Annotated in this window: 17 protein-coding genes; 7 read left to right on the top strand and 10 right to left on the bottom strand. The window is 71.3% G+C overall.

The genetic code is table 11. The annotated features are described in order from the left end of the window. Position 1: 1 nt before the first annotated feature. Genes YU1_RS0101385 through YU1_RS0101400 form a run of 4 tightly spaced genes read left to right on the top strand, consistent with a single transcriptional unit; the run spans position 2 to position 4,403 of the window. The gene (locus YU1_RS0101385; RefSeq protein WP_035713173.1) at positions 2-1,048 is read left to right on the top strand and encodes an ABC transporter ATP-binding protein; all 1,047 of its coding nucleotides are present in this window, start codon (positions 2-4) and stop codon (positions 1,046-1,048) included. Next, positions 1,026-2,039, top strand: coding sequence for an ABC transporter ATP-binding protein (locus YU1_RS0101390; protein ID WP_029002546.1), 1,014 nt, complete (start codon positions 1,026-1,028; stop codon positions 2,037-2,039). The genes YU1_RS0101385 and YU1_RS0101390 overlap by 23 nt, the downstream gene beginning before the upstream one ends. Before the next feature lie 7 nt (positions 2,040-2,046). Continuing rightward, a complete protein-coding gene (locus tag YU1_RS0101395; protein WP_245263194.1) occupies positions 2,047-3,582 on the top strand; it encodes a class I adenylate-forming enzyme family protein in 1,536 nt (511 codons plus the stop codon). Then, on the top strand, positions 3,582-4,403 hold the full coding sequence (locus tag YU1_RS0101400; protein WP_084539576.1) for an SDR family NAD(P)-dependent oxidoreductase: 822 nt from the start codon (positions 3,582-3,584) through the stop codon (positions 4,401-4,403). The genes YU1_RS0101395 and YU1_RS0101400 overlap by 1 nt, the downstream gene beginning before the upstream one ends. Positions 4,404-4,416: 13 nt before the next feature. On the opposite strand, the gene YU1_RS0101405 is transcribed toward YU1_RS0101400, so the two are convergent. From YU1_RS0101405 to ltnD, 4 genes are all read right to left on the bottom strand, one after another. After that, positions 4,417-4,884, bottom strand: a complete 468-nt coding sequence (locus YU1_RS0101405; RefSeq protein WP_029002549.1) for an Lrp/AsnC family transcriptional regulator — start codon at positions 4,882-4,884, stop codon at positions 4,417-4,419. A gap of 308 nt (positions 4,885-5,192) precedes the next feature. Next, positions 5,193-6,491, bottom strand: coding sequence for a 3-oxo-tetronate kinase (otnK, locus tag YU1_RS33275; RefSeq protein ID WP_029002550.1), 1,299 nt, complete (start codon positions 6,489-6,491; stop codon positions 5,193-5,195). A gap of 24 nt (positions 6,492-6,515) precedes the next feature. Next, the gene (locus YU1_RS33280) at positions 6,516-7,313 is read right to left on the bottom strand and encodes a hydroxypyruvate isomerase family protein (protein ID WP_029002551.1); all 798 of its coding nucleotides are present in this window, start codon (positions 7,311-7,313) and stop codon (positions 6,516-6,518) included. A 1-nt stretch (position 7,314) separates the two neighbouring features. Then, positions 7,315-8,259: an L-threonate dehydrogenase gene (ltnD, locus tag YU1_RS27380; RefSeq protein ID WP_035713176.1), complete on the bottom strand. Its 945-nt coding sequence runs from the start codon at positions 8,257-8,259 to the stop codon at positions 7,315-7,317. Positions 8,260-8,521: 262 nt separating this feature from the next. On the opposite strand from ltnD, the gene YU1_RS0101425 reads away from it, so the two are divergent. Next, on the top strand, positions 8,522-9,514 hold the full coding sequence (locus YU1_RS0101425) for a LacI family DNA-binding transcriptional regulator (RefSeq protein WP_035713179.1): 993 nt from the start codon (positions 8,522-8,524) through the stop codon (positions 9,512-9,514). An 87-nt stretch (positions 9,515-9,601) separates the two neighbouring features. Beyond that, complete coding sequence (otnC, locus tag YU1_RS27385) at positions 9,602-10,357, top strand: 3-oxo-tetronate 4-phosphate decarboxylase (RefSeq protein WP_084539578.1); 756 nt, start codon at positions 9,602-9,604, stop codon at positions 10,355-10,357. Positions 10,358-10,367: 10 nt separating this feature from the next. Here otnC and YU1_RS0101435 read toward each other — a convergent pair whose 3' ends face one another. From YU1_RS0101435 to YU1_RS0101445, 3 genes are all read right to left on the bottom strand, one after another. Beyond that, on the bottom strand, positions 10,368-11,381 hold the full coding sequence (locus YU1_RS0101435) for an aldo/keto reductase (RefSeq protein ID WP_029002553.1): 1,014 nt from the start codon (positions 11,379-11,381) through the stop codon (positions 10,368-10,370). 100 nt (positions 11,382-11,481) lie between these two features. Beyond that, positions 11,482-11,778 carry a putative quinol monooxygenase gene (locus tag YU1_RS0101440; RefSeq protein WP_029002554.1) on the bottom strand — a complete coding sequence of 99 codons (297 nt, stop codon included), beginning with the start codon at positions 11,776-11,778 and terminating at the stop codon, positions 11,482-11,484. Positions 11,779-11,853: 75 nt separating this feature from the next. Next, positions 11,854-12,654 carry a type 1 glutamine amidotransferase domain-containing protein gene (locus YU1_RS0101445; RefSeq protein WP_029002555.1) on the bottom strand — a complete coding sequence of 267 codons (801 nt, stop codon included), beginning with the start codon at positions 12,652-12,654 and terminating at the stop codon, positions 11,854-11,856. 115 nt (positions 12,655-12,769) lie between these two features. Between YU1_RS0101445 and YU1_RS0101450 the strand changes: the two genes are divergently transcribed. Beyond that, the gene (locus YU1_RS0101450) at positions 12,770-13,684 is read left to right on the top strand and encodes a LysR family transcriptional regulator (RefSeq protein WP_029002556.1); all 915 of its coding nucleotides are present in this window, start codon (positions 12,770-12,772) and stop codon (positions 13,682-13,684) included. A gap of 11 nt (positions 13,685-13,695) precedes the next feature. Here YU1_RS0101450 and YU1_RS0101455 read toward each other — a convergent pair whose 3' ends face one another. From YU1_RS0101455 to YU1_RS0101465, 3 genes are all read right to left on the bottom strand, one after another. Further along, positions 13,696-14,640: a PDR/VanB family oxidoreductase gene (locus tag YU1_RS0101455; protein WP_035713181.1), complete on the bottom strand. Its 945-nt coding sequence runs from the start codon at positions 14,638-14,640 to the stop codon at positions 13,696-13,698. After that, positions 14,640-15,149, bottom strand: coding sequence for an MOSC domain-containing protein (locus YU1_RS0101460; protein ID WP_051356353.1), 510 nt, complete (start codon positions 15,147-15,149; stop codon positions 14,640-14,642). The genes YU1_RS0101455 and YU1_RS0101460 overlap by 1 nt, the downstream gene beginning before the upstream one ends. Positions 15,150-15,214: 65 nt before the next feature. Next, positions 15,215-16,528 (bottom strand): MFS transporter, encoded by a 1,314-nt coding sequence (locus tag YU1_RS0101465; protein WP_029002559.1) that lies wholly within the window; start codon positions 16,526-16,528, stop codon positions 15,215-15,217. Positions 16,529-17,067 lie beyond the last annotated feature (539 nt).

Consider the following 17,067-nt stretch of genomic DNA (forward strand, 5'->3'; position numbering starts at 1 on the left):
GATGGCGCTCATCGACGCCCCGCCCCTGACCCCGCTCCCGCCCGCCCCGGCCCTGCTGTCGGTGTCGGACCTGGAGGTCACGCTGTTCACCCGCGCCGGGCAGCTGAAGGCGGTGGACCGCCTGTCGCTCGAGGTGGCCGCCGGCGAGACGCTGGCCATCGTCGGCGAGAGCGGCTGCGGCAAGTCCATCTCGGCGCTGGCGCTGATGCGCCTGCTGCCGGAGCCGCCGGCGAAGATCACCGGCGGCTCCGTCCGCCTCGCCGGCCGCGACCTCACCCGCCTGTCGGAGGGCGAGATGCAGCGGGTGCGGGGCAAGGACCTCGCCATGATCTTCCAGGACCCTATGAGCGCGCTGAACCCGGTGCTCACGGTCGGCCGGCAGATCGTCGAGGTGATCGCCCGCCACGACCCGGCCTCGCACCGGGCCATGCAGGCGCGCGCGCTGGAGCTGATGCGCAAGGTGCGCATCCCGGATGCCGAGCGGCGCTTCAACGACTATCCGCACCAGCTCTCCGGCGGCATGAACCAGCGCATCGTCATCGCCATGGCCATCGCCTGCCAGCCCAAGGTGCTGGTGGCGGACGAGCCCACCACCGCGCTCGACGTCACCATCCAGGCGCAGATCCTGGACCTGATGAAGGAGCTGCAGGCCGAGACCGGCATGGGGCTGATCATCATCACCCACGACCTGGGCGTGGTGGCCGAGACCGCCGACCGGGTGCTGGTGATGTATGCCGGCCGCAAGGTGGAGGACGGCACGGTGGACGCGGTGTTCGACCGTCCGCTGCATCCCTATACGCGCGGCCTGATGGGGGCGACGCCCTCCGCCACGCTCCAGCCGCACGGCCGCCTCGCCGAGATCCCCGGTAGCGTGCCGGCGCTGGCCGACCTGCCGGCCGGCTGCGCCTTCAACAACCGCTGCCCGATCGCTTTCGCGCGCTGCTTCGCCGAGCGGCCGGGCCTCACCATGCCGGCGCCGGCGCGCTCCGTCGCGTGCTTCGCCGTGGAACAGGAAGGGGTGCGCCATGGCGATCCTGTCGGCGCGTAGCCTCTCGGTGCATTTCGACACGCCGCGCGGCACGCTGCAGGCGGTCAACGACGTCGACCTCGACGTGGAGGCCGGCGAGACCGTGGGCCTCGTGGGCGAGAGCGGCTGCGGCAAGTCCACGCTCGGCAAGGCGCTGATGCGCCTCGCCCCGGCCACCGAGGGGCGCATCTTCGTCAACGGGCGGGACATCACCCGCCTGGGCAAGGGGGCCATCGACGCCATCCGCTCCGAAGTGCAGATGATCTTCCAGGACCCCTACGGCTCGCTCAACCCGCGCCATTCCGTCGGCAAGATCATCGGCCAGCCTTTGTCGGTGGCCGGCTGGAAGCGGGCCGACATCAAGGCGCGGGTGGCGGAACTCGCCGCCAAGGTGGGCCTGCCGGAGGCCGCGCTCGACCGCTTCCCGCACGAATTTTCCGGCGGCCAGCGCCAGCGCATCGGCATCGCCCGCGCGCTCGCCTTGAACCCCAAGGTGGTGATCTGCGACGAGCCGGTCTCGGCGCTGGACGTCTCGGTGCGGGCGCAGGTCATCAACCTGATGAAGGACCTCCAGGCGCAGACCGGGGTGTCCTTCCTGTTCATCTCGCACGACCTGTCGGTGGTGGAGCATATCTGCGACCGGCTGCTGGTGATGTATCTCGGCCGGGTGGTGGAGAGCGGGCGGGCCGAGGACATTTGGCGCCGGCCGGCCCATCCCTACACCGCCGCGCTGCTGGCGGCGGCGCCCGTGGCCAACCCGCGGCTGGCGCGCACCCGCGCCCACAAGACCCTGCAAGGCGAGCTGCCGAGCCCGCTCTCCCCGCCGCAGGGCTGCGCCTTCCATACCCGCTGCCCCCTGGCGCAGCCGCGCTGCGCGGCCGAGCGCCCGCTGCTGCGCGGCCTCGCCGGCCAGGGTGCGGCGCCCCGGCAGGTTGCCTGCCATTTCGACCTCGTGGACCATCAGAGAACGCCGGATGTCACGGCGACGGGAACGGCCTATGTCAGTGCTTGAAGCGTCCTTGATTGCCCCTCCCCCGGCCCCGCCCAACCGCTGGACCAACCTCGGCGACCTGATCGACCGCGGCGGGGACCTCTCCCGCACCGCCCTCATCGACCTGTCCACCCCGGCGCCGCGCAGCTACACCCACGCGCAGGTGGACGGCCTCGCCAACGGCGTCGCCCGCTTCCTCACCGCGCGCGGGCTGAAGCGCGGCGACCGGGTGGCGATCCTCTCGCTCAACCGGGCGGAATATCTCATCGCCTTCTTCGGCATCATGCGCGCCGGCTTCGTCGCCGTGCCGGTCAACGTGAAGCTGCCGCAGGAGACGGTGGACTACGTGCTCGCCGACGCCGACGTGCATTTCGCCTTCGTCGACACCGGCGGGCACGCCTTCGTCGCGGGGAAGGTGCCGTTCCTGGATTTCGACGACACCACGGGGGCGGGGTTCGCCGCCACCATCAAGCCCGGGGCGTTCGAGACCGTGCCCATGGCGGTGGGCGAGATCGGGCAGATGCTCTACACCTCGGGCTCCACCGGCAAGCCCAAGGGCGTGCCGCTGTCGCACTCCGGCCAGCTCTGGGCGCTCTACATGCGTACCAACAACGGCAAGCGGCAGGAGAGCGAGCGCTACCTCATCGCCCAGCCGCTGTTCCACATGAACGGCCTGTTCTCGGCCAAGACCGCCTTCGCGCTGAACGCCTCCATCGTCATGATGCCCGGCTTCGACGTGCGGCCCTATGTGAAGGCCATCTCCGACTGGAAGGTGACGGCGCTCGGCTCGGTGCCCACCATGTTCGCCCGCATCGTCAAGGATGCGGACTATGTGCGCACCCTCGACACCACCTCGCTCAAGCGCATCATGATGGGCTCGGCGCCGGTGACGCTGGCGCTGTTCGAGCGGGTGAAGGAGCTGTTCCCCAACGCCGCCATCGCGCTGGGCTTCGGCACCACGGAGGCCGGCCCCGCCATCTTCGGCCCGCATCCGGACGGTCGCTCCACCCCGCCCGGCTCGCTCGGCTACCCGGTGCCCGGCAGCGAGGTGCGCCTCGTGGAGGGCACGCCGGACGAGGGCGTGCTGATGATGCGCAACCCCTCGCTGATGGCCGGCTACCACGGCCTGCCGGCGCAGACCGCCAAGGCGCTGCGCGACGGCTGGTACTATTCCGGCGACGTGCTGCGCAAGGACAAGGACGGCTTCTACTATTTCGTCGGCCGCGCCGACGACATGTTCGTCTGCTCAGGCGAGAACATCTATCCGGTGGAAGTGGAGAAGATGCTGGAGCGCCATCCCGCCGTGCAGCAGGCCGCCGTGGTGCCGCTGCCGGACGAGGAGCGCGGGCAGATGCCGGTGGCCTTCATCGTGCGGCGCCCCGGCACCAGCCCCACCTATGCGGAGATCAAGGCCTTCTCGCTGGCCAACGGCCCCGCTTACCAGCATCCCCGCCGGGTGGAGGTGGTGGACGACCTGCCCTGGGCCGGCACCAACAAGATCGATCGCAAGGCGCTGATCGCCCGCGCCCGCGAGCTGGAAGCCTCGAGCGGGTGGAGCAAGTGATGGCTGGCTCGGAAACCGTGGGAACGCTGATCGCCGGCGACGTGATCGCCGGCGAGCCGCCGAAGGGCGATCTGTCGGGCAAGGTGGCGCTCGTCACCGGCGCCAGCCGGGGCATCGGCCGGGCCATCGCCGTGGCGCTGGCCGCGCGCGGCGCCCTCGTCGGCGTGCATTACAATGCCGGGGCGGACGCAGCCCAGGAGACCCTGGCGGCGGTGCGCGCCGCCGGCGGCGACGGCTTCCTCATCGCCGCCGACCTCGGCGCGCCGCAGGCCTGGGACACGCTCGCCGACGGCCTTGCCGCCGCGCTGGCGGCGCGGGGGCTGGAGCGCTTCCACATCCTCGTCAACAATGCCGGCGTGTCGCGGCGGATGCTGATCGAGGAGGTGGACGAGGCGGAGTTCGACCGCGTGCTCCAGGTCAATCTGAAGGCGCCCTTCTTCCTCATCCGGCGCCTCGCGCCGCTGCTGGCGGACGGCGGGCGGATCATCAACATCTCGTCCATGAGCACGCGCGCAGCCTTCGCCTTCTCGCCGGTCTACGCCCCCTCCAAGGCCGGGCTGGAGGCGCTGACGCGGCTGCTGGCGGTGCATTACGGGCCGCGCGGCATCACGGTCAACGCGGTGCTGCCCGGCGCCACGGCCACCGACATGAACCCGGTGTCGCGTGATCCCAAGGCGCGGGAGGCGACGGCGAAGACCGTGGCGCTCGGCCGCGTCGGCGAGCCGGAGGACATCGCCCGCGTGGTCGCCTTCCTCGCCTCGCCCGACGGCGGCTGGGTCACCGGCCAGATGCTGGATGCCAGCGGCGGCCAGCGGCTCTGAGACGGCGGCGGGCCTATTTCAGCATGTAGCTGGTGGGCACGGCGGTGGTGAACTTCATCTCCTCCATGGCGAGGGAGGACGAGAGATTGGAGAATTCCAGCCGCGAGATCAGCCGCTTGTAGACGGCATCGTAGGTGTCGATGTCCGGCACCACGAGGCGCAGCAGATAGTCGGTCTCGCCGGTGAGGCGCCAGGCTTCCACGATCTCGGGAATGTCGGCGATCACCTTGCGGAAGGCTTCCAGCCATTCCATGGCGTGGCGCGGCGCCTTCACCGCCACGAACACGGTCAGCGGCACGTTGGCCTTGCGGCGGTCCAGCAGCGCCACCCGCTTCAGGATGACGCCGTCATCCTCCAGCTTCTTGATCCGCCGCCAGCACGGCGTGGGACTGAGCCCGACCTTTTCCGCCACGGCGGCGGCCGACATCAGGGCATCCTCCTGGAGCAGGTCGAGGATGCGGCAATCGATGGCGTCGGGCACGGCAAACTCCGGTAACGGCCTTTATGTAGGTTTGTTCATTGTAGCAGAATTATGGTGCCGGACAGCCATACCGCGCGATGAACCTGCACCATTTCGGAGGAAACGCAGGACGATTCAAGAAATCGCGGCCGCCACGCGCGATATCGCAGCGCCCGGAATCGCGCCCGGCGGCAGGGTCATCGCAGGCGAAGACGGGAATTAGCCTCGCCGCGCCTGGAATGTCTCTGACGTTCCTATGCAACTTGACGTTGCCGCGACGCGCGCACTCTCCCCGCCGAGGGACAGCGGAGGCAGGACGTGCGGTCCCCTCAGCCCGCGGGCGCGGTCGTCACGGCGGGGGTGGCCATGGCGGCGACGGCCTTGGCGAAGAAGTCCGGGCCGCCGAAATTGCCGGACTTGAGCGCCAGCAGCATGCCGGGATCGTGCGCCACGGTGCGCAGCAGCGGCACGCCGGCGGCGATCTCCGGCCCCACCTCGAAGCCCTGGATGCCGAGCCGGTCGACGCAGGCGCCCGACGTCTCGCCGCCGGCCACGATGAGCCGGCGCACCCCGGCCGCCACCAGGGCGGCGGCGAGCGCGCCGGAGGCATGCTCGATGGCGAGGCCCGAGGCGGCGCGGCCGTGGCGGGCCTGGACGGCGGCCACCTCTTCCGGCGTGCCGCTGGTGGCGATGAGCAGCGGGCCAGCCGCGAGGCGTGGCGTGGCCCAGGCCAGGGCCTCGGCCACCGCCGCGTCGGGCGTGGCGATCAGCGCCTCGGGGGCGAGGCGAAGCACCGGCATGAGGGCTTCGGCGCGGGCGATCTGCTCCAGCGTGGCGGCCGAGCAGCTTCCGGCGATGGCGGCGACGGCACCGGCGACCGGCGCGCCGGCCGCGCCGCGCGTGCCGCCGGCCCCGGCCTTGACCAGGGCGCGGGCGAGGCCCAGCCCCAGGCCCGAGGCGCCGACGCTGAGCGGCGCGTCGAGGGCGACGGTGCCGATGGTCTCCAGGTCGCGCTCGAACACCGCGTCGATGATGGCGGCGCCCTTGCCCTCCCCCGCCAGCGCGGCGAGCCGGGCGCGCACCGCCTCCGCGCCGCCGCTGACGGCGGCAAGGTCGATGAGCCCGACCGGCGCCCGCGACTGGCGGGCCAGCACGCGCATCAGGTTGGAATCCCGCATGGGATTGAGCGGGTGGTCCTTCAGCGGGCTTTCCGCCAGCGGCACGGTGCCGACGAACAGGTGGCCGAAATAGACCGTGCGCCCGGTCTCCGGGAAGGCCGGCGTCACCAGCACCGGGCCGGCGCCGGCATCGGCGCGCAGGGCGTCCGTCACCGGGCCGATATTGCCGTCATCGGTGGAATCGAAGGTGGAGCAGATCTTGAACAGGATGTGCCGGGCGCCCTGCCCGGCCAGCCAGTCGCGCGCGCCGCGCGCCAGCGCCACCGCCTCGGCGGCGGGGATGGAGCGGCTCTTCAGCGCCACCACCACCGCGTCCACGCCGGACACGGCGAAGCCGCCGCGCGGCACGCCGATGGTCTGCACCGTGCGCAGCCCGGCCTTGGTCAGCGTGTTGGCGAGGTCGGAGGCGCCGGTGTAATCGTCGGCGATGCAGCCGAGAACAAGGCTCATGGGACAAGGCTCACGGAACGAGGCTCAGGCGGAGGCCCTGATCTGGGTGGCATAGGGCCGGAACCAGCCCAGCCCCGCGCCGGTGGAGCCGCCGCGGGGATGATAGTTGCAGCCCACGAAGCCCTTGAAGCCGAGCCGCTCCAGCTTGCAGAACAGGAACGGGAAGGAGAGTTCGCCTTCCCCGTCCGGCTCGCCCCGGTCCGGCACGGCGGCGACCTGCACATGGCCGACATGCTTGACATGGCGGCCGAGCGCCATGGCCACGTCGCCGCTCGCCAGCTGGCGCTGGTAGATGTCGAACAGCATCTTCACATTGGGCTGGCCCGCCGCCGCCACGAAACTGGCCGTGTAGCAGAAGTTGGTGAGGAAATAGCCGGGGATCTCGCGCGGATCGAGCGGCTTCAGCAGCAGGCCGATATTCTCCTGCCCCAGGCGCTCGGCGGCATGCCGCACCGCGCGGCGGAAGCTCGCCACCGCCGCCGGGTCGTCCAGCGCGGCGAGGCCCGCCATCATCACCACCTTGCCGGCGCCGATGGCCTTGGCATAGGCGAGGCCCTCCTCGACGCTGGCCTTCAGCTCGCCGTAGCGGCAGGACAGCGCCGCAAGGCCCCGGTCGCCTGCCGCCCAGTCGCCGGCCGGCAGATGCAGCATCACCGGCTGGAGGCCGTGGCGTTGCAGCCGCTCGGCCACGCGGTCGGGCCGCACGTCATAGGGAAAGTCGAACTCCACCGCCGTGAAGCCCGCGTCGGCCGCGGCGGCGAAGCGATCCAGGAAGCTCCATTCCCGGAACAGGCAATGAAGATTGGCGGCGAAGCGGGGCATGTCAGACGACCTCTTCCGGGCCGTTGGGCAGGGACACTCCCGACATGCTGGCATAAAGCCGGGCCAGTGACGAGTCGTCCTCGCGCCCCATGCCCGCGCCGGCCGCGCCGAGGTAGAGCTGGAGCGCCGCCGCCGCCAGCGGCACCGGATAGCGCGCGGTGCGCGCCATGTCCTGGATGATGCCGAGGTCCTTCACGAAGATCTCCACCGCGCTCAAGGGCCGATAATCGCCGGCCAGCACGTGGGGGATGCGGTTCTCGAACATCCAGCTGTTGCCCGCCGAGGCCGTGATGACCTCGTAGACCTTCTCCAGGTCGAGGCCTTGACGCGCCGCAAAGGTGATGGCCTCGCAGGCGGCGGCGATATGCACCCCGGCGAGCAGCTGGTTGATCATCTTGAAGGCGGCGCCGGTGCCGGCCGCGTCGCCCAAAGCGTAGAGCTTCGCGGACATGGCCTTCAGCGCCGGCCCGGCCTGGGCGAAGGCGGCGGGGCTGCCGGAGGCGAGGATGGTCAGCTCGCCCGCGGCCGCGCGCGCCGCGCCGCCGGAGATGGGCGCGTCCAGATAGAGCCGGCCGGTGGCCTCCAGCCGCGCGGCCAGCGCCCGCGCCCGCTCCGGGTCCATGGTGGCGCAGGAGATGAAGACGGCGCCGGGGGCCATCGCCTCGGCCACGCCGCCGGGGCCGAACAGCACCTGCTCGGTCTGGTCGGCATTGACCACCACGCTGACCACCGCCGCCGCGCCGCGCGCCGCGTCCGCCGGGCTGGCGGCGGGCGTGCCGCCCTTGCGCGCCAGCGCCTCCAGCGCGGTGGCGGAAAGATCGAAGCCGCGCACCGGCAGGCCGGCGGCCAGCAGCGCGCCGGCCATGCCAAGGCCCATGGCGCCGAGGCCGATGACCGCAACGGGGGCGGCGCCGTCCGCCGGCGATGCGGTGTCCGAAGTGCCCATGTGGTGCGTCTCCCCTGCGATCCAGCCCGATTGGCAGCGCTGCCAAAGCACACATACCCGAGCCTGCCCCGTTTTCAACCGGAAATTGGCAGCGCTGCCAATTTTTCTTGCGATCCCTGTGCCGAGGTGGGACAGTCGGTGCGTGACACCCGTGGGGCCGGCATCGCCCGGCCCGAGCGGCGCAACTGGCCGAAAAGCGCAACCGGCCCGAAAAGCGCAACTGCCCCGAGAGGCGCAACTGGAGGCGACCCTGGACGACCGCGTGCTCCGCCCTTCCACCGCCACGCTGGCGGACGTGGCCGCCGCCGCCGGCGTCGGCGAGAGCACCGTGTCGCGCGTGCTGCGCAACCACGGCTCGTTCTCGCAGAAGACCCGCGAGCGCGTGCTCGCCGCCGCCACCCGGCTCGGCTACGTGCCCAACCGCATCGCCGGCACGCTGGCCTCCGCCGGCTCGCGGCTGGTGGGCATCGTCATCCCCTCTCTCGCCAACATCGTCTTCCCCGACGTGCTGCGCGGCGCCAGCCAGGCGCTGGAGGCGGAAGGCTACCAGGCGGTGATCGCGGTGAGCGAGTACGACATGGCGCGCGAGGAGGCGATGATCGCCTCCATGCTGGCCTGGCGGCCGGCGGCGCTGATGGTGGCCGGGCTGGAGCACACCCCCGCCGCCCGCGCCCTGCTGGCGGCCAGCGGCACCCGCATCCTGGAACTGATGGACCTGGACGGCCCCTCCATCGACATCGCGGTCGGCTTCTCCAATCGCGAGGTGGGCCGCGCCAGCGCCCGCCACCTGCTGGCGCGCGGCTATCGCCGCATCGCCTATGTGGGCCACGACCTTGCCGTCGATACCCGCGCCGCCAAGCGCATCGCGGGGTTCGAGGAGGTGCTGCACGCCGCCGGCCTCGCCCTGGTCGACCGCGAGACCATCCCCACCGCCTCCTCCATCGAGGCCGGACAGGCCGGGCTGGAGCGGGTGCTGGCCCGCGCGCCGCGCCTCGACGCGGTGTATTTCTCCAATGACGACATGGCCTTCGGCGGCTATTTCCTGTGCATGACGCGGGGCATCTCCATCCCCGGCGACCTCGCCATCTTCGGCTATAACGGCCTTGCCATCGGCCGCGTGCTGCCGCAGCCTCTGTCCACCGTGCGCACGCCGCGGGTGGAGATCGGCGCCACCGCCGCCCGCCTCGCCACGGAGAACGCCCCCGCCCAGCGGGTGGACCTCGGCTTCGAGCTGGTGCCCGGCGGCACCGCCTGAGGCACCTGCCGACGTGAACGCCCGCTGCCAACACGAGCGCCCGCCACCGACACGAGCGCCGCCGCACCACGAGAGGGACCGAACGCCATGAGCCCCACCGATGCCGCCGAGACCCGGCTGCGCGAGGACATCTGCCGCTTCGCCCGTTCGCTGTTCGAGCGCGGGCTGACCCCCGGCTCATCGGGCAACATCTCGGTGCGGCTGGAGGACGGCGGCTGGCTGGTGACGCCCACCAACGCCTCGCTGGGCCATCTCGACCCCGCCCGCCTGGCGCGGCTGGATGCCGCCGGCGCGCTCCTCTCCGGCGATCCGCCCACCAAGGAGATCCCGCTGCATGCCGCGCTCTACGAGACGCGCGGCGCGGCCCGCGCGGTGGTGCACCTGCACTCCACCCACGCGGTGGCGCTCACCCTGCTGCCGGAGATCGACCCGCGCGCCGCCCTGCCGCCGCTCACCCCCTATTATCTGATGCGCGCCGGCCAGACCGCGCTCGTGCCCTATTACCGGCCCGGCGACCCGGCGGTGGCGGACGCCATCAAGGGCCTGGCGGGGAAATACAGCTCCGTCCTGCTCTCCAACCACGGCCCGGTGGTGGCCGGCGACAGCCTGGAGGCGGCGGTGTTCGCCATGGAGGAGCTGGAGGAGACGGCCAAGCTCTATCTCCTCACCCGCAACCTGAACCCGCGCGCCCTCACCAGGGCGCAGGTGGACGACCTCGTCGCCACCTTCAAGTGCGAGATCGCCGACCCGGAGGCGCTGGAGGCGCAGTGCCGCGCGCCGGACTGCCCGGCGCACGGCTTCGGCTTCCTCGGCGGCCTCAAGCGCGAGCCCGCCGAGGACTGAACCGCTCCCCTCACGCCCCGCCGGGCAGCGGGGCGGCGGGATCGATGAGGCCGGCGGCGCGCAGCTCCCGCCAGAAGTCGGCCGGGACGCTCTCCCGGAGCGCCGCGCCGTCCTCGGCGATGCGCTCCGGACGGCTGGCGCCGGGGATGACCGCCGCGACCGCCGGATTGGCGAGGGAGAATTGCAGCCCCGCCGCCTTCATGCTCACGCCATGGCGGTCGGCGATGGCCTTGATGCGCGCCACCTTCTGCGCCATGGCCGGGGTGATGGGCGCGTATTCGAAGTTCGGCCCGCCCACCAGCGCGCCGGAACTGTAGGGCCCGCCCACGACGATGCCGAGGCCGCGCTCGGCCACCTGCGGCATCACCCGCTGGAGGGCGCGGGAATGGTCGAGCAGCGTGTAGCGGCCGGCCAGCAGGAAGGCGTCGGGGCGCGGCTCCTCCAGCCCCAGCAGCAGCTCGATCGGCTCCACGCGGTTGACGCCGAGGCCCCAGGCCTTGATCACGCCCTCGTCGCGCAGCCGGTCCAGCGCCCTGAACGCGCCGGTGCGCGCCTCCTCGAACTTGCTCAGCCAGGCGTCGCCCCAGAAGTCCTGCGCCACGTCATGGACGAAGGCGATGTCGATATGGTCGGTGTTCAGGCGCTTCAGGCTGTCCTCGATGGAGCGCAGGGTGGCGTCCGCCGAATAGTCGTTCATGATCTTGTTGGGGCGGCCGTACTTGAACACGTCGCCCTTCTCGCCGAGGTCCCGCGCGCTCACGTCCTCGATCTCGTCGAGGATGACCCGGCCCACCTTGGTGCTGATCACATAGTCACCGCGCGGGCGGCCGGCCAGCGCCGCGCCCATGCGGATTTCCGCCAGGCCCGCGCCGTAGAAGGGCGCGTTGTCGAAATAGCGGATGCCGTCGTTCCAGGCCGCCTCCACGGTGGCCCGCGCCTCCGCTTCGGGGATGTCGCGGAACATGTTGCCCAGCGGCGCGGCGCCGAAGCCGAGGCGGCTGGGGAGAATATCCTTGAGTGCCATGGTCCTGTCCTCTGTCCGGGTGGGCGATGTGTCCGCGCGGCGGCCGGCGGCCGCCGCGCACGTCGACGCTATGGGGTCGAACGGGCCGGCGCGGCGCGCGTCAGGCCACGTCCACGGGGTCCAGCAGCTGCGAGGTCCGCTCGGCCAGATCGTTGATCCTGCCGATATAGTCGAGGAAGTGCGGCGTCTGGCGGTGCACGGCGATGGCCGCCGCATCGACATAGAGCTCATCCAGCACGAACCGGCCGGGGACCGCCTGGTCCTCCCAGATGTCCCAGCGCAGGTTGCCGGGCTCGGCGCGGCAGGCGTCCACCATGCCGAACAGCAGCGCCTTCAGTTCATCGGCCTTGCCCGGCCGGGCGGCGAGGATGGCGACGATTTTCACTTGGGTCGACATGGGTCCTGGTCCTTTCGGAAAATGGGCCCGCGGCGGGGTGCAGGCCATGCCGCGCCCCGCCGCGGGCCCGTGAGGTCACGCCGCGACCGCCGCGCGGTCGAGCGCCTCCACGAGCTTCGCCCCGACCAGATGGTCGGACCCCGGGTTCTGCCCGGTAATCAGCTCGCGGTCGATGATCACGTGCGGGGCGAAATTGACCGCGGTGGTGATCACCTCGCCGCCGGCGGCCTCAAGGGCGTCGGCCATCCTGAAGCGGAGCTTCGCGTGCAGGATATAATCCTCCGCCACATCCTCCTCGGCATTGGAGAAGATGGTCATCCGGTAGCCGGCATATTGCCAGCCCTTGGCCCATTCGCGCGCGGCGTCCGTGGCGCCGGCGACGAGCGCGGCGCGGAACTCGCGGGCGTGCGGCAGGGCCGCGACCACGGCGATGGGGCCGTGGCAGATCAGCGCCGTGGGCTTCGCCCGCTGGTGGAAGTGGCGCAGGATCTCGCCCATGTCGGGGTCCTGCATCAGGTCCATGATCGGCGCATGCCCGCCGGGCACGAACACCCCCGCATAGGCCTCCAGCCCCTCCTCCACCACGGCGCGCAGGGTGCGCACCCGGTTCATGGCCGGGGCCTCGGCATAGAAGGCCTTGGCCTGTTCGTAGGCGGCGGTGTCGCCGCCGAAATGGTCGGCGCTCTCGGACACCGCGTCGAGATGCGGCTTGGTGCCGTCCGGCGTGGCCAGCACCACGTCATAGCCGGCCTTGATCAGGGCCAGGACCGGCACGACGGTCTCGTTGAGATACTGCCCCGTGGCGACGGTGCCGCCGCCCTGGACTTCGAGCCGGGTCGCGTTCGACCCGACCACCAGAACCTGTCCCTTGCTCATGATTGCCTCCGGTGAAAGGGGTTGGCTCCTTTCGGATGGGCGGACCATGCGCCGGCGGGACATATTTCACTAATTTATTTCTATGATTTTAGATATACGGCGATACATATAACTCATGCGATACGACCTCAATCTCCTGCCGGTCTTCATCACCTTGATGGAGGAGCGCAGCGTCACCCGCGCGGCGGACCGGCTGGGGATGACGCAGCCCGCCTTGTCCAACGCGTTGGCGCGCCTCCGGGTGGTGATGCGCGACCCGCTGTTCGTGCGCGAGCGCTACGGCATCCAGCCCACCCCCATGGCCGAGGAACTGGCGCCGGTGATCGCCGCCGCGTTGGCCAAGATCGACGACGTGGTGCTGGGCCAGCAGGCGTTCGACCCGGCCGCCGCCGAGCGGCTGCTCACCATCGCCCCCAACAGCTATGCGGAGCTGGTGCTGGTGCCGGCGATCGTCGCCCGGCTGCGCGCCGTCGCCCCCGGCATCCGCCTGCGGCTCACCCCGTTCGGCAGCGACCTGGCCGAGGCGGGCGTCACCTCCGGCACCACCGCTCTGGCGCTGGGCCGCATCGTCGACCCGCCGGACAATCTCGTGGTGCAGCACCTGATGGACGACGGCCTCGCCTGCATCGTGCGGGCCGACCATCCGGAGGTGTCGGGCACGCTGTCCCGGGCCCAGTACGAGCGCCTCAAGCACGTGAACATGCTGCCGCCCGGCCGGCTGCGGGTCGGCCTGTTCCAGGCGCTCGAACGCCAGGGGCTCAAGCGGGAGGTGGTGGTCTCGGTGACGCATTTCCTGTCGATCCCGGAGATGGTCGCGGTGACCGACTATTGCGCCACGCTGCCGGCGCTGCTCTGCCGCCGCCTCGCCCATGACCCGCGCCTGAAAGTGCTGCCTGCGCCGGTCGATCTCGGCACCTTCCCGGTGGAGATGGCCTGGCACGTGCGCCACCGGCACGATCCCGCCCACCTGTGGCTCCGCTCCCTGGTGGGCGAGGTGGCACGGGAGGTCTCCGGCGCGGCGGCGGCCTGACGCGCCCCTCCCTACAGGTCCAGCACCAGCCGCGCGCCGGCGGACTGCGCCACGCAGGGCATCAGCTTCGAGGCCCGCTCGGTCTGCGACAGGCAGCGGTCGCGGTGCAGCGGCGTGCCCTCCAGATAGGTGACGGCGCAGGTGCCGCAAATGCCGCCGCCGCAGGACACGGGGACCTCCACGCCCACGGAGGCCAGGGCCTGCGCCATGCCGGCGCCCGCCGGCACGTCGATCTCCACGCCCGTCCGCGCCAGCACCAGTTTGTAGGCGCGCGCGTCCGGGTCCGGCACCAGGGGCGGCGGCACGAACAGTTCCAGATGCACCCGCTCCGCCGGCCAATGGTCGGTGGCCGCGCCGAAATCCGCCAGCAGCGGCGCCGGGCCGCAACAGGCGGCGCTGGCCCCCTCCGGCAGGGCCGCCAGCAGGTCGGCGACCGCCGGGCGGACGGTGCGCGCGGTGTCGTGCAGACGCGCGAGGCCGGCATCCATCAGGGGAGCGATCTGGTCGCCCAGGGGCGGCGCGCCCCGGCTCAGCACATGCAGGCGAAAGTCGCGCCGCCCCTGCGCCAGCAGCGCGGCGGCCGCCGACAGGAAGGGCGTGACGCCGATGCCGCCGGCCACGAACAGATGGAAGCCCGGCCCCAGCGGCACCCCGCCGCGCGGCAGGCCGACCTGGATCTCGTCTCCCACCTCCACCTGATCGTGCAGATAGGCCGAGCCGCCCCGCCCCTCAGCCTCCCGCTTCACCGCGATCACGTAGCGGTCGCCCCGCGCCGGGTCGCCGCACAGGGAATAGGTGCGGGTGAGGCCGCCCGGCAGGAACAGGTCCACATGCCCGCCCGGCCGGGCGGGCGGCAGCGCCCACCCCTCCGGGTCCTGAAGGGTGAAGCGCTTGACCCCCGCCCCCGCATCCTCGATGGCGGTGACGCGGGTGAGGATGGCTCCGTGCCGGCGCATCAGGCGTTCCTGACCAGATCGCCGACACGCACCGTGCCGCCTTCCAGGATGCGGCAGTTGAGGCCAGAGCGGTTGATCAAGGGATCAAAGATCGCCTGGCCGGTGATCTCCTCGATATGCCGGCAGGGCACGGAGAGGCGGGTGGCCTCCAAGAGCGTCTCGCCGAGCCAGAAGCGGCGGCCCACCAGATGGTTGAGCGGCACGCCCTCCACCGTGACGTTGCGCCGGTGGTCCTCCGGCTTCAGCGTGATCTTGTGGTCGCGCCGGAGCGCCTCCAGCGTCTCGATCTCGAACAAGGTCACCTGCCGGCCGTCCTCCGGCCGGTCGGAATAAAAGCCTTCCTCGCGGCCGATCATGTAGCGGTCGCCCTCGATGCCCTTGCCGGGAATGAGATGAACTTCGTCCATGGCGCGCATGGGCAGGAAGGCGCGGGCGGTGATGTGCAAATGGCGCACCACGCCGGCGAAAGCGGTCGCGGTGGCCTCGATGGTGGGTTGAAGGCTCAGCATGTCCTTGGGTCTTTCAGGCAGGTCCCCGGGGGCGCCGCCCCCGGGGAAGACAGGGGGAAACGGCGTCAGATCATGTCCTTGCGGGCGGTCTCGGGCGCCATGAAGGTGGCGAACGCGGTGATGAGCGCGCAGCCGATGAGATAGATGGAGATGGGCCAGGTGGCGCCGCCGCTCCAGGTCATCAGCGCCGCGGCGATGAAGGGCGTGAGGCCGCCGGAGAGCGCGGCGCCGATCTGGAAGCCCAGCGAGGCGCCGGAATAGCGCAGCCGGGCGGTGAACAGCTCCGAATACCAGGGCGCGCCGATGCCGAACATCACCATCTGGCCGCAGGAGATGGCCACCACGATGGTCGCCGTCACGATGGCCGGATCGCGGGTCTCCAAGAGCGCGAACATGGGGAAGGCGAAGCCCGCGCAGAACAGGCAGCTCAGGAAGAACATGGTCTTGCGGCCGACCAGATCCGACAGCCAGCCGAACAGCGGGATGGTGAACAAAGCGATGAAGGAGGACAGCCACACGCCGTTGAGGATGGTCGCGCGCGGCATGCCCAGTTGAGCCGTGGCATAGGAGATGACGAACACGCCGGCGATAGAGGCGTAGGAGATTTCCGCGATCTTCAGGCCGACGGCGGTGAAGAAGGGGCGGCGGTGATCGCGGAAGATCTCCACCAGCGGCGCCTGGGCGCAGGCGTTCTTCGCCTTCATCTCGCGGAAGGCCGGGGTCTCGTCGAGCTTGAGGCGGATGAACAGGCCGACCGCGATGAGCACGATGGAGAACAGGAAGGGCAGACGCCAGCCCCAGGACAGGAAGGCGCTGTCGGGCAGTTGCGACACCAAAGCGAAGATGCCGATGGCGGCGAGATTGCCGATGGGATTGCCCACCTGCACCATGGAGCCGAACAGGCCGCGCTTCTTCGCCGGCGCGTTCTCCACCACCATGAGCACCGCCCCGCCCCATTCCCCGCCGATGCCGATGCCCTGGAGGAAGCGCAGGATCAGCAGCAGGATGGGGGCGGCGACGCCGATCTGCTCATAGGTGGGCAGGAGACCGATGCAGAAGGTGCCCAGCCCCATGATGACGATGGTGGTGGCCAGCATGGCCTTGCGGCCGAGCTTGTCGCCATAATGGCCGAAGATGGCCGCGCCCAAGGGCCGGGCGAGGAAGCCCACCGCATAGGTGCCGAAGGCGGCGATGGTGGCGAGCGCGGGATCGGCCACGGGGAAGAACAGCTTGTTGAACACCAGAGCGGTGGCCGCCGCATAGATGAGGAAGTCGTACCATTCGACGGCGGTGCCGATGACCGAGGACCAGACGATGCGCCGCATGTCGCTGCGCTCGGCGGTCGCGGCCGGCGACGCGATGGTTCCGGTGAGTGTCATATCGTGCCTCTCTGGAAGGTCTGGGGGGACGCACACGCCTGCCCGGTCCCCGTCCGGCTTCTGCGTCCGGGCGGAGGGGCGGAACTTCTTGGACCTGGAGACGGCCGGACACGCCGGCCGGGGCGGGCGCCCCCTCCCCGGCCGGCGCGGCCGGCGGCGGGAGGTACCCGGAACGGTCTTGCGGACACGGGCCCGCCGGCCGGCGCGCGCAAGGCGGGCGCCGGGGACGTGATGTTCACCTGCTCACCTGCCCGCCGCGCCGGTCCCGCCATCGGCGGGGCGCGCGGCCGGCACGGGGCCTGACCCGCGGCCGCCGACCTCGCGGTCAGCGTCCGGCGGGCCTGAGCCGCCGGCTCAGGCGGGAGGTGGGCGGCGGCCGCGCCCGGGGGCGCGGCGCGATGCGGCGGGGGGCAGGAGGCCGCTCGGGCCGGTGCCGGGACGCACGATCATGCGGGCTGTCCTCTTGCCTGATCTGGAGCGGAGGGCGGGACGCGAAGCCGCGCCCGTACCCGTCCATACCCAACGGCACCATGTTTACT

This window comes from Azorhizobium doebereinerae UFLA1-100 (assembly GCF_000473085.1).
In the GTDB taxonomy this organism is placed as follows: domain Bacteria; phylum Pseudomonadota; class Alphaproteobacteria; order Rhizobiales; family Xanthobacteraceae; genus Azorhizobium; species Azorhizobium doebereinerae.

Coding starts and splice junctions, on each gene's coding strand:
- YU1_RS0101385 (WP_035713173.1), top strand. CDS start 2: ATGGCGCTCATCGACGCCCCGCCCCTGACCCCGCTCCCGCCCGCCCCG.
- YU1_RS0101390 (WP_029002546.1), top strand. CDS start 1,026: ATGGCGATCCTGTCGGCGCGTAGCCTCTCGGTGCATTTCGACACGCCG.
- YU1_RS0101400 (WP_084539576.1), top strand. CDS start 3,582: ATGGCTGGCTCGGAAACCGTGGGAACGCTGATCGCCGGCGACGTGATC.
- otnK (WP_029002550.1), bottom strand. CDS start 6,491: ATGAGCCTTGTTCTCGGCTGCATCGCCGACGATTACACCGGCGCCTCC.
- YU1_RS33280 (WP_029002551.1), bottom strand. CDS start 7,313: ATGCCCCGCTTCGCCGCCAATCTTCATTGCCTGTTCCGGGAATGGAGC.
- ltnD (WP_035713176.1), bottom strand. CDS start 8,259: ATGGGCACTTCGGACACCGCATCGCCGGCGGACGGCGCCGCCCCCGTT.
- otnC (WP_084539578.1), top strand. CDS start 9,602: ATGAGCCCCACCGATGCCGCCGAGACCCGGCTGCGCGAGGACATCTGC.
- YU1_RS0101435 (WP_029002553.1), bottom strand. CDS start 11,381: ATGGCACTCAAGGATATTCTCCCCAGCCGCCTCGGCTTCGGCGCCGCG.
- YU1_RS0101440 (WP_029002554.1), bottom strand. CDS start 11,778: ATGTCGACCCAAGTGAAAATCGTCGCCATCCTCGCCGCCCGGCCGGGC.
- YU1_RS0101445 (WP_029002555.1), bottom strand. CDS start 12,654: ATGAGCAAGGGACAGGTTCTGGTGGTCGGGTCGAACGCGACCCGGCTC.
- YU1_RS0101450 (WP_029002556.1), top strand. CDS start 12,770: ATGCGATACGACCTCAATCTCCTGCCGGTCTTCATCACCTTGATGGAG.
- YU1_RS0101455 (WP_035713181.1), bottom strand. CDS start 14,640: ATGCGCCGGCACGGAGCCATCCTCACCCGCGTCACCGCCATCGAGGAT.
- YU1_RS0101460 (WP_051356353.1), bottom strand. CDS start 15,149: ATGCTGAGCCTTCAACCCACCATCGAGGCCACCGCGACCGCTTTCGCC.
- YU1_RS0101465 (WP_029002559.1), bottom strand. CDS start 16,528: ATGACACTCACCGGAACCATCGCGTCGCCGGCCGCGACCGCCGAGCGC.